The sequence below is a fragment of the Nocardioides sp. genome, assembly GCF_025964975.1.
Lineage (GTDB): Bacteria > Actinomycetota > Actinomycetes > Propionibacteriales > Nocardioidaceae > Nocardioides.
The window spans coordinates 1-12,720 of the sequence record NZ_JAOPXV010000175.1 but is presented as its reverse complement, the minus strand read 5'-3'; the positions used below and the strand labels follow the sequence as shown (position 1 = coordinate 12,720).

Genomic DNA, 12,720 nt, shown 5'->3' with positions numbered 1-12,720 from the left:
CCCAGCAGCGGGTGGGCAAGCGGTGGTACCTCGGCAGCGCCGACGCGATCTACCAGTCGCTCAACCTGCTCACCGACGAGCAGCCCGACATCGTCGTCGTGGTCGGCGCGGACCACGTCTACCGGATGGACTTCTCGCAGATGGTCGCCGACCACGTCGAGTCCGGCGCCGGCTGCACGGTCGCCGCGATCCGGCAGCCGATCGGACTCGCCGACCAGTTCGGGGTGATCGACGTCGACCCCACCAGCCCCGACCGCATCCGCGCCTTCCTCGAGAAGCCCTCCGACCCGGTCGGCCTGCCCGACTCCCCGCACGAGGTGCTGGCCAACATGGGCAACTACGTCTTCACCGCCGACGCGCTGCGCGACGCAGTTGTCCGGGACGCTGCGCTCGAGCAGTCCAAGCACGACATGGGCGGCGACATCGTGCCGTGGTTCGTCGACAAGAGCGAGTCGGCCGTCTACGACTACAAGGACAACGAGGTCCCCGGCTCGACCGATCGCGACCGCGGCTACTGGCGCGACGTCGGGACGATGCGTTCCTACTACGACGCCCACATGGACCTCGTCTCGCCGTTGCCCGTCTTCAACCTCTACAACCAGGCGTGGCCGATCTACACCAGCTACGGCCCGCACCCGCCGGCCAAGCTGGTCGAGGGGGCGAGCGGGGCGCGCGTCTCGACGTACAACTCGATCCTCTCGCCCGGCGTGGTGGTCAGCGGCGGCACCGTGAACCAGTCGGTGCTCTCGCCCGCGGTGTGGGTCAAGGACGGCGCCGAGGTGTCCGAGTCGGTGCTGATGGACGGGGTCCAGGTCGGCGAGGGTGCCGTCGTACGCAACGCCATCATCGACAAGGGCGTGATCGTGCCTCCCGGCGCCCGGATCGGGGTCGACCCGGACGAGGACCGGGCCCGTGGGTTCGTCGTCGAGGACGGGCTGACCGTGCTGGCCAAGCAGCAACGCGTGGCGGAGCCTCAGCCGAGCGACTGACGGCGCTCCCGCAGGTGGGCGCTCTCCACGTCGTTGCGGCAGGCGGCCAGGGCTTGGTCGTAGGCCGCGCGGGCGGCGTCGTGCTGACCCGATCGGGCCAGCAGCTCGGCGCGTACGGCGGCGATGCGGTGTGTGGTCGGGATCTCCACGCCCTCCAGCGCAGCCAGTCCCGCAGCCGGTCCGCGGGCCTCGGCCAAGGCGACCGCGCGCGCCAGTCGCCCGCTCGGCGTCGGGGCCAGCCCGATCAGGAGGTCGTGCAGGCCCACGACGTGCTCCCACCGGGTCCTTGACGACGACGGCGCCAGAGCGTGCTCGGCAGCGATACACGCCTGGAGCGTGTACGCCGCCGCCTGGAGCGTGACCGGGGCGCGTAGCACCGGGTCGTCCAGCAGCGCCCGCGCCTCCTCGACCTCGTTGCGGTGCCACAGCTCACGGTCCTGGTCGGGGAGCAGCACGAGTCGGCCGTCGCGCACGCGTGCGTCACGCCGCGAGTGCTGGAAGAGCATCAGCGCCAACAGGGCGACGAGCACCGCCTCCCCGGGACGCAGCGCCACCACCGAGCGGACGAGACGGATCGCCTCGCCGGACAGGCTCGCGCGCAGGAGGTCCGTGCCCGTCCCCGGTGCGTAGCCGGCGGTGAACGCGAGATACGCCGTCTGCGCGACGGTATCGATGCGCCCCGGCAGCACGGAGGCGTCGGGGACGCCGAAAGGGATGCCGGCGCCGACGATGCGCTTCTTCGCCCGGGTGATCCGGGCCGCCATGGTCGTCTCCGGCACCAGGAAGAGCCGGGCGATGTCGGGGGTCGGCACTCCGAGCACCAGGCGCAGGGACAGGGCGCTGGCCGCCTCCGGGGCGAGCGCAGGGTGGGAACACATGAGCACCAGCCGCAGGAGGTCGTCCTCGACCAGCGCGCCGGGGTCGGCCATGGTCCGTCCAGATTCCGCGCGGGCCGCTTCGACGGCGAGCAGCGGCTGCACCCGCTGGGCGACGGCCTCGGTGCGCAGCCGGTCGAGGATGCGTCGGCTCGCGGTCGTGTGCAGCCAGGCAGCCGGCCTCTCCGGGACGCCGTCGTCGGGCCAGGTGCGAGCAGCGGCCTCGACCGCATCGCCCAGCGCGTCCTCGACGAGGTCGAGGCGCCGGAACCGCGCGAGGAGCAGCGCCGCGAGGCGACCCCACTCCTCGCGCACGACCTCTGCCAGCGGGTCCACCGTCACAAGGAGACGTCGACCACGGGCGAGATCTGCATGTCGTACGGCGGCAGGACACCCAGCAGGTCGACCAGCACGTCCAGGTGGGGAGCGCCGATGAGGTAGAACCCGCCCATGCCCTCCACCACCTCGGCGTAGGGCCCCTCGGTCAGCTGGAGCTGGCCCCCTCGCGTGCGCAGCGTCGTCGCGTCGCTCGGCTCCGCCAGCGCCTCGCCCGCGAGCAGCTCGACGCCGTCCCGAGCGGCGCAGGCCTCGTCGAAGGCTCGGAAGCGTCCCATGACCTCGGCCTTCTCATCGGGCGTGTGGTCGGCCCAGGGCTTGACCTCACCGTCACCGATGAGCAGCACGAGGTACTTCACGATGGACGCTCCGCGGCGAAGACCGTGGGCACGACCTGAACTGCGTCGCCGAGCCCGGCGATGATCTTGCAGCACTCGAGGAGGTCATCAAGGTCGTCGGTCTCCACCTGGTAGAAGCCGCCCACCTGCTCGGCGCTCTCGGTGTAGGGGCCTTCGGTGATGTCGAGGCTGCCCGGCTGCACGGTCCGCGCCTCGGTGCTGGCCTTGAGCTCGGCACCTCCGGTGACCTTGTGGCCACGCTCGGCGAGCTGTTGTCCGAACCGGGTGTACTCCGCGTAGGCCTCTTTGCGCTCCGTCATGCTCATGGACGTCCACCAGCGGTTCGCGTCCCCGATGATCAACACGACGTACTCGGTCATGGCCAGCTCCTTCACTCAGTCGGCTCTCGGGCCGCGGGTGCGACCTCACCACCATGACGGACGAAGACCGCGTCGATCGACAGGGGAGAGCAATCCTTTGGGGTCACCGGCCGATCCGTCGACCGGGCAGACCTCCAACCACCAGTCGTCGGTGGTGGCGGCGGGCAGGCGCACCGTGAACGTGGAGCCGATCCCCAGCTGCGAGTCCATCTCGATGCGACCGCTGTGGCGTACGACGATGTGCTGGACGATGGCGAGGCCCAGGCCTCACACCTCACGTCAAGACGCCGTACCCCCGCCCGGGGGTACATTCGTCGAGCTGCTCCACGCGAGCCTGCCTCGACGCATGCTCCCACCGGACGACAAGATGGCGCCATGGCTCCCGGATCCCGTGCAGGCACTCCCGCTCAACCCGCAGACCTGGTGGACGTCGCCCATCTCGTGACGGCCTATTACACGAAGGTCCCGGACCCCGAGAACGTCGACCAGCAGGTCGCCTTCGGGACGAGCGGTCACCGCGGGTCCAGCGTGAAGACGTCTTTCAACGACACGCACATCGCCGCCACGACCCAGGCGATCTGCGACTACCGCCGCCAGCAGGGCTACGACGGTCCACTCTTCATGGGGCGCGACACCCACGCGCTGTCCGAGCCGGCGTGGGCCACCGCGCTGGAGGTGCTCGTCGCCAACGACGTGACGGTGCTGGTGGACGACCATGACGGCTACACACCCACCCCTGCGGTGTCGCACGCGATCATCCGTGCCAACCGCGGACGGTCGACCGGCTCGGGCCTGGCGGACGGGATCGTGGTGACCCCATCGCACAACCCGCCCGGCGACGGCGGTTTCAAGTACAACCCGCCCCACGGAGGACCAGCCGACTCCGACGCCACGAGCGTGATCGCGGCGCGCGCCAACGAGCTGATCGCGGCTGGCCTCGACCGCGTCCGCCGCATCCCGTTCACCCGGGCCAGGGCAACCGCGGGCGCGTACGACTTCATGGGCACCTACGTCGACGACCTGCCCGCCGTGGTCGACCTCGCCGCGATCAGGGCGGCCGGCGTGCGCATCGGCGCGGACCCGCTCGGCGGAGCCAGCGTCCGCTACTGGGCCGAGATCGCCCACAGTCACGGCCTCGACCTGACGGTCGTCAACCCGATCGTCGACCCCACGTGGCGCTTCATGACGCTCGACTGGGACGAGAAGATCCGGATGGACTGCTCCTCCCCGTCGGCCATGGCCTCGCTGATCTCGCGCAAGGACGACTACGACATCGCCACCGGCAACGACGCGGACGCCGACCGGCACGGGATCGTCACCCCGGACGCCGGACTGATGAACCCCAACCACTTCCTGGCCGTCGCGATCGGCTACCTCTTCGGCGGCAACCGCCCCGGCTGGCCCGACAGCGCCCGGATCGGCAAGACGCTGGTCTCGAGCTCGATGATCGATCGGGTCGCGGCGTCCCTGGGCAAGCCCATGGTGGAGGTGCCGGTGGGCTTCAAGTGGTTCGTGCCGGGACTCATGGACGGCTCGTTCGGCTTCGGCGGCGAGGAGTCCGCGGGGGCTTCCTTCCTCCGGATGGACGGGACCACCTGGACCACGGACAAGGACGGACTCATCATGTGCCTGCTGGCATCGGAGATCCTGGCCCGGACCGGCTCGACGCCCAGCGAGCTCTACGCCAACCTTGTCTCCGAGCACGGCGAGCCCGCCTACGCCCGCGTCGACGCGCCGGCCGATAGGCAGCAGAAGGCCAAGCTCGCGGCGCTCTCGCCGGATGACGTGACGGCGACGTCGTTGGCGGGGGAGGCGATCACCGGCCGGTTGACCGACGCACCGGGGAACGGCGCCAAGATCGGTGGGCTCAAGGTGACCACCGACTCGGCGTGGTTCGCCGCCCGCCCGAGTGGCACCGAGGACGTCTACAAGATCTACGCCGAGTCCTTCCGCGGCCCCGAGCACCTGGCCCAGGTCCAGGAGGAGGCGCGACAGGTCGTCTCGGCTGCACTGGCCGAGGGCGTCCCCGAGTAACCTAAACGTGGGCTGCGCCGCCTTGTCATGGCGAATAGACTCGCGTCGACGTACAAGCAAGCCCTCGGGTGCCGCTGACCAGCCTCCAGGGGAGTCGTGAATGTCGCCATCAGAGCCGGCCGCCGAGCCGTCCAGACCCGCGTCCGCGTCCGCCGGAGTGGCTGCACCCTTCGTCGTCGATCCCCGGACGCTTGCCGGGTTGCCGTTGGGCCAGATCATCGCCCGGGTCGGGATGCTCGAAGGTGCGCTTCGGGAGAGCGAGAACCGTCTTCGGCTGCTCGTCGACGCCGTGACCGAGTACGCCATCTTCACCCTCGACCCGGACGGCCTGATCGAGTCGTGGAACACGGGCGCCGAGCGCATGAAGGGCTACAGCCACGACGAGGCGCTCGGCCTCGACTTCTCCATGCTCTTTCCCCAGGAGGACCGCGTCGGCGACCTGCCCCGACAGCTCCTTGACCGGGCGCGAGCCCAGGGAAGTCACGAGCACACCGGATGGCTGCTCAAGAAGGACGGTTCCTCCTTGTGGAGCGACGTCGTCATCAGCTCGATGTTGGATGACCGCGGTCGCCACACGGGTTTCGTCATGGTCATGCGCGACCTCACCGAGCAGCACCGCCTGGAGGTCGCCCAGGATGCCTTCCTGAACACCTTCACGCACGACGTCAAGATGCCGATCACCGCCATCCAGGGTTTTGCCGAACTGCTTACGGACGTCGGCGCACAGGAGCAGGAGCACTTCGTCCACCGCATCGAGTCCAACACCTCCAGGCTGCTGGCGATGGTCGAGGAACTGATCGCCAACGCCACGGTGACGATGCGGCTGCCGGTTGCACCGGATGCCGCCCGCGAGCAGCCGTCTGAGCCATCCCAGCGCCCGCCCCTGGTGCGGCAGCGATCACGTCGCGCCCAGGTCTTCACCGACGCTCGACAGAGTGGGGCGGCGGGAGCCGGCTCGGCGCGGGCTGGGGAGGTCGGACCGCAGAGCCGGGGAGAGCGCGACGGGGACGCGACGGCGCGCACTGCTCCGGAGCGCGCGCTGGCGGAACTGTTGGAGAATTCGCACGAGGCCCCGGACCACGCCCTGCCGGAGCTCTTCGAGCAGTACGGCCAGGCGCTCGGGGTGACTCGGGTGGTTGCCTATCTGGCCGATCTGCAAGCGCGGTCCCTGGCACCGCTGCTCGGCATGGGGCCGCACGCGCGTGACTCCCATGTCGAGGTCCTCAACGTGGACCGCACCATGGCTGGACGCGCGTTCCAGCACCTCGAGGTGGTCCGGCAGGTCCTGGAGGCCGACGAGAGCACGGACGATGGACGCCTGCAGGTCTGGCTGCCCCTGGTCGACGGCACCGAGCGGGTCGGCGTCCTTGCCGTGACAGTGCCCGACGCCGACGCGCTCGAGGCGCACGGTGGTGCGCTCGAGGAGCGGCTGCTCACCTTCGCAGCCGTGGCGGCCGAACTGATCGTGACCAAGACGAAGTACGGCGACACGCTCGTGCGCCTTCGGCGGACCAAGGACATGAGCCTGGCAGCCGAGATGCAGTGGTCCCTGCTCCCTCCTCTGGCGTTCGTCAGCGACGACGTGACCATCACCGGCGGCGTGGAGCCGGCCTACGAAGTGGGTGGCGACACCTTCGACTACGCCGTCGATCCAGGGCTGGCACACCTCGCGGTCTTCGACGCCATGGGGCACGGCCTGCCCAGTGCGCAGCTGTCCGCCTTGACGGTCGCGGCCTACCGCAACGCCCGGCGAGGACGGCTGGGACTGTCCGAGCTGGCGCGTTCGGTCGACGCAGCGGTTGCGTCCGTCTTCGCAGCCGATGCGTTCGCGACCGGCGTCGTGGTCAAGCTCGACACCGAGACCGGGATGCTGCAGTGGGTCAACGCTGGCCATCCCGCCCCCTTGCTGCTCCGTCATGGGCGACTGGTCCGAACCCTGGACGTCGAGCCGACGTTGCCGTTCGGGCTGGGCGGCATGGTCGACCTGCGGGGCGTCCACATCGGCCAAGAGCGCCTCGAGCCGGGCGACATGGTTCTGCTCCATTCCGACGGGGTGGTCGAGGCGCGCTCGCCGCACGGCGCCTTCTTCGGCACCGATCGGCTTGTGGAGCTCCTGACGCTCCACCTGGCCGCGGGACTGCCGCCGACCGAGACCATGCGGCGCGTCACGCTCGCGCTCCTCGACCACCACCAAGGTCGTCTGAGTGACGATGCCAGCTTCCTGCTCCTCCAGTACCGCCCCCAGCCGCGCCCCGAGCACGGCACGGGCAGGCTCAGCGACGAACAGCCTCGATCTCGAGCCGGACGTAGTCGATGACGGGTTCGGACATCGCGCTCCGGACGCGGCCTACGAAGTCCCGTTGCTCCTCCAGCGGCAGGTCGACGAGGTGGCTGCCGAGGCAGACCACGGCGAGGTAGGTGTCCAGCACCTCCCGGTCGTCGATCCGGAGGGGGTCGGGCCGAAGTCGCACGTCCTCGACATCGAAGCCGGCGCCCGCGAGCGAGGCCCGCGTCTCGTCGACGCCGCGATAGCTCACGCCGTACTTCCCCTCCCCGGTCACCTCCACCAGGGCCGCACCCAGGATCGCCAGCTGTCCCTGGCCGCCGCAGTCGGACGTGAGGCGGGCCCCCGGGCGCATCACTGCCGCCAGGTTGCTGAGGAGCCGGTCGTGGTCCTCGATCCAGTGGAAGGCGGCCACGCTCATCACCGCGTCGACGGGCTCGGTCAGCGGGAGGGGCTCGGTCAGGTCGGCGACGTGCAGCTCGACGACGTCTCCGAGCTTGGTGCGCGCCTCCGAGATCATCCGGGCGGACCCGTCGACACCGACGAGCCGTGCCTCGGGCCAGCGCGCGAGCAAGGCCGCACCGTCGCGACCGGTGCCGCAGCCGGCGTCGAGGACCCTCTCGTGGCCCGTCAGACGCATCCGGTCGAGCACCCCCGCACCCCACGCGACGTGGGGGAGGGGAAGGGAGTCGTAGGTGGTGGCGTCCCACTCGCGGGTCGCCATCAGAGCACCGGGGTGGTGCGGTCGACGATGGCGCGGAGGTCGCCGCCCGCCAGCGTGCCGAAGGTGCCGTTGTAGGTGGTCCCCAGTCGCGAGGAGCAGAAGGCGTCGGCCACCTCGGCCGGGGCGAACCGGACCAGGAGCGAGCCCTGCAGGCAGGCGGCCATCTGGCCGGCCAGTCGTCGGGCAGCGACCTCGAGCCCCGCCACGTCGCCGAGCAGCGCCAGGGTGTCGTCGATGGCCCGGTCGAGGCGGTGGTCGGACCCGCGAGCCAGGCCCACCTCCGTGATCCACGCCGCCAGGACCTCGGGCTCGCGCGTCAGCGCGCGCAACACGTCGAGCGCGTTGACGTTGCCGGAGCCCTCCCAGATGGAGTTGAGCGGCGATTCGCGGAAGAGCAGCGGCAGACCCGACTCCTCGACGTAACCGTTGCCGCCCAGGCACTCCAGGGCCTCGGCCACCATGAAGGGGGTGCGCTTGCACACCCAGAACTTCGCCAGCGGCAGGGCGATCCGACGCAGGGCTGCCTCGTGTACGTCGCCCGGCCGGTCCACAGCCGCCGCGAGGCGCAGCGCCAGGGCGGTGGCGGCCTCGGACTCGACGGCGAGGTCGGCGATGACGTTCTGCATCAGTGGCTTGTCGACGAGGCGCCCACCGAAGGCGGAGCGGTGGGTGACGTGCCAGGACGCCTCGGCGAGCGCCCGGCGCATCAGCGAGGCCGAGCCCAGGACGCAGTCGAGTCGGGTGGCCGCGACCATGTCGATGATCGTCCGGACCCCGCGGCCCTCGTCACCGAGTCGCTGCCCGATGGTGCCGTCGAACTCCAGCTCCGAGGACGCGTTGGACCGGTTGCCCAGCTTGTCCTTGAGTCGTACCACGTCGAGCTGGTTGCGGGTTCCGTCGGCCAGCACCCGGGGGACGACGAAACAGCTCAGCCCGCCCTCGGTCTGCGCCAGGACGAGGAACATGTCGTTCATGGGGGCGCTCGTGAACCACTTGTGCCCGTGCAGTGTGTAGAAGCCGTCCTCCGAGGTCGCTCTGGCCTCGGTGACGTTGCTCCTGACGTCGGAGCCGCCCTGCTTCTCGGTCATGCCCATGCCCGCCAGCGCCCCGACCTTGTCGCTGCGGGCCCGGACTCCGGGGTCGTAGCGCCGCGACGCCAGCAGGGGAGTCCACTCCTTGGCGATGGCGTCGTCCGCGCGGAGGGCCGGCACTGCGGCGTACGTCATCGAGATCGGGCACCCGTGGCCCGGCTCTGTCTGCGACCATGCGAAGAACCCGCCGGCGCGGCGGACATGGGCGTGGGGGTCGCCCCCTTCCTGCAGCTCCCACGCTGTTGCGGCGAGCCCGTGGCCGACGCCTCGCTCCATCAGCCAGTGCCACGACGGGTGGAAGGCGACCTCGTCGATGCGGTTGCCGTAGCGGTCGTACGGCGTCAGCTCGGGATGGTGCCGGTTGGCCAGCATCCCGTGCTCACGTGCCTCGGCCGTCCCTGCCTCGAGGCCGAGCAGCATCAGGTCCTCGACGACGTCAGCGGAGCCGTGGTGCGTCAGCGCCTCGGTCAGGGCGACGTCGGAGGTCACGACGTTGTGCCCGGCGAGGGGCGGGGGCTGGTTGTCGACGACCCGGAGGGACTCCCGGGAGCTCGGTTCGGTCATGGCCCCCACCGTAGGCGCAGGACGGCGACGTGCGGCGCAGCAAGCCCAGGGGTGGATCCGGGAGGAGGATCTGCGTCCTGGTGAGGGACGCGGATACGGTGGGCGCATGGCCGAGGAGAGTTCGCAGCACCCTGCGCTGCGAACGGTCCGGGCACGGTGGGAGGTCCTCCGCGGCCAGGTGTGGCGCCTGGTCGTGAGCACCGTCGGCTCCTGCATGCGCTACCGCGTCACCGGGCTGGCGGCCGAGGCCGCCTTCTTCGCGGTGCTGTCCGTGCCGCCGTTGATCTTCGCGCTCGCGGGCGCGGTGGGGTTCGTCTCCGAGCAGTTCTCGCCCGCGGACATCGCGGAGGTCCGGAGCGCCATCCTGGCGCTGGCGTCCCAGGGCCTGACGGAGAAGGCGGTCGAGGACATCATCGCCCCGACGCTCAACTCCGTCCTCGACGGCGGGCGGTTCGACGTGGTCTCGGTGGGGTTCGTGCTGGCGTTGTGGTCGGGCTCGCGCGCGCTCAACGTCTTCGTCGACACCATCACGATCATGCACGGCCTGGGCGGGCACCGAGGGATCGTCAAGACCCGAGCACTGTCGTTCGCCCTCTACCTGCTGGCGATGCTCACCGGGATGGTCACGCTGCCGCTGGTCGTCGCCGGGCCCGGGCTGATCCGTGACTGGCTGCCGGCGCGGTTCGAGTTCGTGATGTCGTTCTACTGGCCCGTCGTCATCGTGATGTGCATCTGCTTCCTCGCCACGCTCTACCACGTCTCGGTCCCGGTCCGGACGAGCTGGGCCTTCAACCTGCCGGGCGCGACGTTCTCGCTCATCGCCTGGGTCGCCGGTTCCTTCGTGCTGCGGTGGGTCCTCACGGTCACCGCGGCGGAGTCGAGATCCATCTACGGCCCGCTGGCCGCGCCCATCGCCGTACTCCTCTGGCTGTATCTCCTGGCCATCGCGGTCCTCATCGGTGCGGCGGTCAACGCCGCCTTCGACACCGTCTTTCCCCAGGGCGCGACCACTAGTGCTCGCCACGAGCTCGTGCAGCGACTGCGTCAGGCGATCACGTCCAAGGAAGCGGCATGAAAGACTCCGGCCGTGGATGACCGACCGGGCGTGCCGAGCACCTCGCGCAGCGCCCGCATCGCGCTGCCGGACGTCGTTCGATCACCGTGGTGGGAGCTGGGGCGACGGCTCCTCGCAGCGCTGGCGATCCTGGTCGGCACCGTGCTGCTGGTCTACTTCGACCGCAAGGGCTACCGCGACGGCAACGACCCGCCCTACTTCAGGGTCGGCCTGATCGACTCGATCTACTACACCACCGTCACGCTCAGCACGACCGGCTACGGCGACATCGCGCCCGTCACCCCGCAGGCACGCCTGGTCAACGCGTTCGTCATCACCCCTGCTCGCATCGCCTTCCTGGTGCTGCTGATCGGCACCACCCTCGAGGTTCTCGCCTCGCAGGGCCGTGAGATGTTCCGGGTCGCCCGGTGGAGGAGAAAAGTGGAAGAACACGTCGTCGTCGTCGGCTACGGCACCAAGGGGCGAAGCGCGGTCGAGACCTTGGTCAACAACGGCCACGACCGGGAGTCGATCATCGTCGTGGACCCCAGCGCCCTTGCCAAGGAGGAGGCGCACCGCGACGGCCTGGCCGTGATCACGGGCGACGCCACGCGACGTGAGGTGCTGCGCAGTGCTCGCGTCCAGCTCGCCACGCACGTCATCATCACCACCGACAGCGACGCGTCCAACGTGCTGTCGGCGCTCACGGTGCGCCAGCTCAACCCCGACGTCTGGATCGTGGCGGCGGTGCGCGAGCAGGAGAACGTCCCGCTCATGCGCCAGTCCGGCGCCAACTCGGTGATCACCTCCTCCGACGCAGTCGGCCGGCTGCTCGGGCTGTCGTCGATGTCACCGATGCTCGGTTCGGTGATGGAGGACCTCCTGACGTACGGCGAGGGCCTGGAGGTGGCCGAGCGCGACCTGCTCGTCAGTGAGGTCGGCAAGCCCCCGCAGTCCTTGCCCGACCAGGTCATCGCCGTCGTCCGGGACGAGCAGGTCTACCGCTACTTCGACCCGGTCGTGACATTGCTGGCCCGAGGCGACCGGCTGATCGTCGTACGCCCGGCGAAGGAGCTGCCCTGGGCTCCTCGTCCCGGCACCCACGGCGAGGAGAAGGCGTCCGACCAGGACTAGCGATCCAGGGCGGGTCCGGGAGCGATCCGGACGGGCCCGCGCGCTTCTCGTACGTCGACGGGGACGCCCTTCTGCTGCACCGCGACGACGTCCTGCCGCACGAGTGCGTGTGTCACCTCGCGTGCGACAGGGACGAGGTCGCGCCAGTCGTCACCGCCGACCACGCGTGCGGCGTCGCTGGGGCAGATGGTCGTGCCGTCGCGATGCCGCAGGAGAGCGCGGATGGTGGCGGCCAGCCGGTCGCGTCGTCCGTCGTCGGTCGACGGCTCCCACCACGGTTCGCCCCGCTCGCCCAGCGCCGTCTTCGCGTCGTGCACCATCGGCCGGGCGGCGTCGCCCTGGCTGCCCACCAGGCGTCGGGCCCGCATCAGCTCGGCGACGAGCTCGGCTCGGAAGTTGTCGGGGATGAGCGGATCGGTCGCACGCCACTTCCGCCCGGCCACCACGATGTGGTGTCCGTCCGGGGTGCGCTCGACCTCGTCGCCGCTGGCGGAAGGAGCCATGAGAGCAGCGTAGGTGGGGGCTGGGAGCGCCTGCGGAGGTCGGGGCAGTGTGCGCCGCCGGGCTAGGCGGGCCGGAGCAACGCGGCGTCGACCCACATCTCGACCAGTCCCCAGCCCGAGTAGTCCGGGACGGCAACCACGATCCGACCGTCGTGGCCGTCTCCGACGCGGCGCCACTCGAGCAGCAGCGCAGCCTGTCGGCCATGGGGTCCGGCGTACCAGCAGTGCTTGACGGCCGGGACCGGGCCCTGCGTGTCCATGGGGGGTGCGCCGATGGTGCGCGACGTCGTCTCGGCGACGCGCTGGGCCAGGCTCTCGCCGTGACCTGAGCTCATTCCACCCGCCATGCCGGAGAGGCTACGGGGGCCCACCGACTGACACGCCCTCGCGCTGACGCGTCTCAAGCGGGGGGGG

At 70.4% G+C, this 12,720-nt stretch carries 13 protein-coding genes; 5 read left to right on the top strand and 8 right to left on the bottom strand.

Features of this window, described 5'->3' with window-relative positions; translation table 11 throughout:
• On the top strand, positions 1 to 989 hold a 989-nt coding region (locus tag JWN68_RS13260), incomplete at its 5' end, for a glucose-1-phosphate adenylyltransferase (protein WP_297739668.1).
• Here JWN68_RS13260 and JWN68_RS13255 read toward each other — a convergent pair.
• The 4 genes from JWN68_RS13255 to JWN68_RS19365 are packed head-to-tail and all read right to left on the bottom strand — an operon-like array spanning position 974 to position 3,182.
• Entirely contained in the window at positions 974 to 2,200 is a 1,227-nt protein-coding gene (locus JWN68_RS13255) for a DUF6596 domain-containing protein (protein ID WP_297739665.1), read from the bottom strand. The two genes, JWN68_RS13260 and JWN68_RS13255, sit on opposite strands and share 16 nt — an antisense overlap.
• A gap of 2 nt (positions 2,201 to 2,202) precedes the next feature.
• Positions 2,203 to 2,559, bottom strand: a complete 357-nt coding sequence (locus tag JWN68_RS13250; RefSeq protein ID WP_297739663.1) for a hypothetical protein — start codon at positions 2,557 to 2,559, stop codon at positions 2,203 to 2,205.
• On the bottom strand, positions 2,556 to 2,918 hold the full coding sequence (locus JWN68_RS13245; RefSeq protein ID WP_297739661.1) for a YciI family protein: 363 nt from the start codon (positions 2,916 to 2,918) through the stop codon (positions 2,556 to 2,558). Before JWN68_RS13245 ends, JWN68_RS13250 begins: the two co-directional genes overlap by 4 nt.
• Positions 2,919 to 2,963: 45 nt before the next feature.
• Positions 2,964 to 3,182 carry a hypothetical protein gene (locus JWN68_RS19365; RefSeq protein ID WP_366519806.1) on the bottom strand — a complete coding sequence of 73 codons (219 nt, stop codon included), beginning with the start codon at positions 3,180 to 3,182 and terminating at the stop codon, positions 2,964 to 2,966.
• A 111-nt stretch (positions 3,183 to 3,293) separates the two neighbouring features.
• On the opposite strand from JWN68_RS19365, the gene pgm reads away from it, so the two are divergent.
• Positions 3,294 to 4,952, top strand: a complete 1,659-nt coding sequence (pgm, locus tag JWN68_RS13240; RefSeq protein WP_297739659.1) for a phosphoglucomutase (alpha-D-glucose-1,6-bisphosphate-dependent) — start codon at positions 3,294 to 3,296, stop codon at positions 4,950 to 4,952.
• A gap of 100 nt (positions 4,953 to 5,052) precedes the next feature.
• Positions 5,053 to 7,269 carry a SpoIIE family protein phosphatase gene (locus JWN68_RS13235; protein ID WP_297739657.1) on the top strand — a complete coding sequence of 739 codons (2,217 nt, stop codon included), beginning with the start codon at positions 5,053 to 5,055 and terminating at the stop codon, positions 7,267 to 7,269.
• Here JWN68_RS13235 and JWN68_RS13230 read toward each other — a convergent pair.
• Positions 7,226 to 7,960 (bottom strand): class I SAM-dependent methyltransferase, encoded by a 735-nt coding sequence (locus JWN68_RS13230; protein WP_297739655.1) that lies wholly within the window; start codon positions 7,958 to 7,960, stop codon positions 7,226 to 7,228. The genes JWN68_RS13235 and JWN68_RS13230 overlap by 44 nt on opposite strands.
• Positions 7,960 to 9,615 carry an acyl-CoA dehydrogenase family protein gene (locus JWN68_RS13225; protein ID WP_297739653.1) on the bottom strand — a complete coding sequence of 552 codons (1,656 nt, stop codon included), beginning with the start codon at positions 9,613 to 9,615 and terminating at the stop codon, positions 7,960 to 7,962. The genes JWN68_RS13230 and JWN68_RS13225 overlap by 1 nt, the downstream gene beginning before the upstream one ends.
• 106 nt (positions 9,616 to 9,721) lie before the next feature.
• Here JWN68_RS13225 and JWN68_RS13220 point away from each other — a divergent pair, with 106 nt between their 5' ends.
• Together JWN68_RS13220 and JWN68_RS13215 are read left to right on the top strand one after the other, a co-directional pair.
• The gene (locus JWN68_RS13220) at positions 9,722 to 10,690 is read left to right on the top strand and encodes a YihY/virulence factor BrkB family protein (RefSeq protein WP_297739651.1); all 969 of its coding nucleotides are present in this window, start codon (positions 9,722 to 9,724) and stop codon (positions 10,688 to 10,690) included.
• Positions 10,691 to 10,702: 12 nt separating this feature from the next.
• Positions 10,703 to 11,803, top strand: a complete 1,101-nt coding sequence (locus JWN68_RS13215) for a potassium channel protein (RefSeq protein WP_297739649.1) — start codon at positions 10,703 to 10,705, stop codon at positions 11,801 to 11,803.
• Here JWN68_RS13215 and JWN68_RS13210 read toward each other — a convergent pair.
• Complete coding sequence (locus tag JWN68_RS13210; protein ID WP_297739647.1) at positions 11,800 to 12,306, bottom strand: DUF3253 domain-containing protein; 507 nt, start codon at positions 12,304 to 12,306, stop codon at positions 11,800 to 11,802. The genes JWN68_RS13215 and JWN68_RS13210 overlap by 4 nt on opposite strands.
• 62 nt (positions 12,307 to 12,368) lie before the next feature.
• Entirely contained in the window at positions 12,369 to 12,653 is a 285-nt protein-coding gene (locus JWN68_RS13205; RefSeq protein WP_297739645.1) for a hypothetical protein, read from the bottom strand.
• Positions 12,654 to 12,720 lie beyond the last annotated feature (67 nt).